The sequence below is a fragment of the Streptomyces alkaliphilus genome, assembly GCF_014141535.1.
Classification (GTDB): domain Bacteria; phylum Actinomycetota; class Actinomycetes; order Streptomycetales; family Streptomycetaceae; genus Streptomyces; species Streptomyces alkaliphilus.
In genome coordinates this window covers 1-1,466 of the sequence record NZ_VKHT01001139.1, presented here as the reverse complement: position 1 = coordinate 1,466, position 1,466 = coordinate 1, and the positions used below count along the sequence as shown (strand labels likewise).

General features: G+C 75.2%; 1 protein-coding gene. It reads right to left on the bottom strand.

Annotation, left to right across the window (positions count from 1 at the left end; translation table 11 throughout):
- Positions 1-288: 288 nt before the first annotated feature.
- A partial coding sequence (locus tag FNQ90_RS28255) for an FUSC family protein (RefSeq protein ID WP_182608100.1) occupies positions 289-1,466 on the bottom strand: 1,178 nt, incomplete at its 5' end.

Here is a 1,466-nt window from a genome sequence, read left to right as displayed (position 1 = left end):
GGGGGGTTCTTCGCTCCGGTTCACCGTTCCTCCGGATCGTGGCTGGTCTGCGGGATCGTGGTTGGTCTGCGGCGGGTGGGGCGTGGCCCGGGTCCGCGGGCGACCGTGATTCGGCGCGGTCGCCGGCCCCGCCGGGTGTCGGTTCCCCGATGACACCGGGGAACCCGGGACTCCCGGGAGGGATGATGCGGGTGAAACGGGCCGTTCCCACTCGGGTAACCGGTATGGACCATCCCATGCCTCCGATGAACCGACTCATCCGGTTTTCACCGCAGTGGCGTCGTTCGTTCACTCCTCCCGGTCCTCCGGGGTGTCCGCCCGTCCCGCCGAGCGCTCCAGGGCGCGCACGGCCTCGGCCTGGTCCAGGCCGGTCGACCGCAGGATGTCGATCGCCGCCGACCGGATCTGTCCGATCAGCACGCCGGTGGTCAGCGGGCGGCCCTCCGGCGGGATCCCGGAGGCCAGGCGCGCGGCCCGCAATGAGGCGTCCCGCGCCTCCTCGCGGCCGTTGCCGCCCTGTGCCCACCGCCGCAACTCGCCCAGGGCCACCGCCAGGTCCTCCAGGGCGGTGACCAGGCGGGCGTCCACCGGTTGTCCGTGCCGTACCGCGTTGGCGGAGGCCCGGGCCAACGCGCGCACGGTCGCCGCCGTCAGTTCCATCCGTGAGCGCAGCAACGGCATCGGCCCCCGCGGGTGCAGGGAGCGTCGGCGGTGACCCAGGCGGGCGCTCTCCCGGGCGGCCTCCAGGGCCCGGTCCAGGTCCGCCACCCGCTCCTCGGTGCGGCCGGCCTCGGTCAGCATCCGTTCCGCGTGCTTGAGATCCACCCGGTCCAGGGCCTCGCCGATACCGCGCACCACCTCGATGAGGTGGTCGAGGATGCCCACCCCCGCGCGTTCCACCGCCCGGCCGGGATGGGGCCCCAGGATCGAGGCCAGGAGCACGGCGACGCCGCCCCCGATGAGGGCGTCGGCCAGCCGGGTCAGGGGATGGGTGTCCCCCTGGGGTGTCAGTGCGATCACCAGCACCGCGGCCACCGCGGCCTGGTTGACCAGCACGCTTCCCGTGCCCAGCAACACGGCGGCGGTCATGGCGAGGACCACGGCCACCCCCAGTTGCACCGGCCCGGAGCCGATGAGGTCCACCAGCAGGTCGGCGGCGGTCAGTCCCAGCGCCACCCCCACGGCGATCTCCACCGCCCGGCGGGCCCGCTGACCGGCGGCGATGCCGACACACACCACGGCGGCGATGGGCGCGAAGAACGCGGCCTCGGGGCCGAAGAGCGCGGCGGCGATCGCGAAGGCCAGGCCGGCCGCCAGGCCCGCGAGCAACACCCCGGGCAGGTACCGGCGCAGGCGGGCGAGGGCGAGGCCGGCCCGACGGCGTGGGGAGAGCCGGACCACCATCCGGTGAAGGGGGGCGAGGAGCGGGGAGCGTCCGGCGGAGCGCGGGCCCCCCACCCGGCGGG